This window comes from Flagellimonas aquimarina, from assembly GCF_003149745.1.
Taxonomy (GTDB): Bacteria; Bacteroidota; Bacteroidia; order Flavobacteriales; family Flavobacteriaceae; genus Flagellimonas; species Flagellimonas aquimarina.
In genome coordinates this window covers 1-300 of the sequence record NZ_QGEG01000005.1, presented here as the reverse complement: position 1 = coordinate 300, position 300 = coordinate 1, and the positions used below count along the sequence as shown (strand labels likewise).

Sequence of the window (300 nt, the reverse complement as noted above, 5' to 3'; positions counted from 1 at the left end):
CCCACGGCGAGCGACCCTTCGGGCATCACTGTGGAATGTATCGGGGACGTCCCCGCTGCGGACATCAGTGTGGTGAGCGATGAGGCGGACAACTGTAGCTTGGCGGCGAACATCACTGTTGCCTTTGTAAGCGACAGTGCCCTTGTGGGGAGCAACCCAGGAACAATAACAAGGACCTATAGCGTTACGGACGAGGCGGGCAACAGCATCAACGTCACCCAGGCCATCACGGTCAATGATACTACGGATCCCACGGCCAGCGACCCTTCGGGCATCACTGTGGAATGTATCGGGGACGTC

The 300-nt window shown here is 59.0% G+C and carries 1 protein-coding gene; it reads left to right on the top strand.

What is annotated here, in order from left to right; all coding sequences use genetic code 11:
* Positions 1-300: HYR-like domain-containing protein (locus DKG77_RS17090; RefSeq protein WP_207785471.1), on the top strand; the 300-nt coding region annotated here is incomplete at both ends.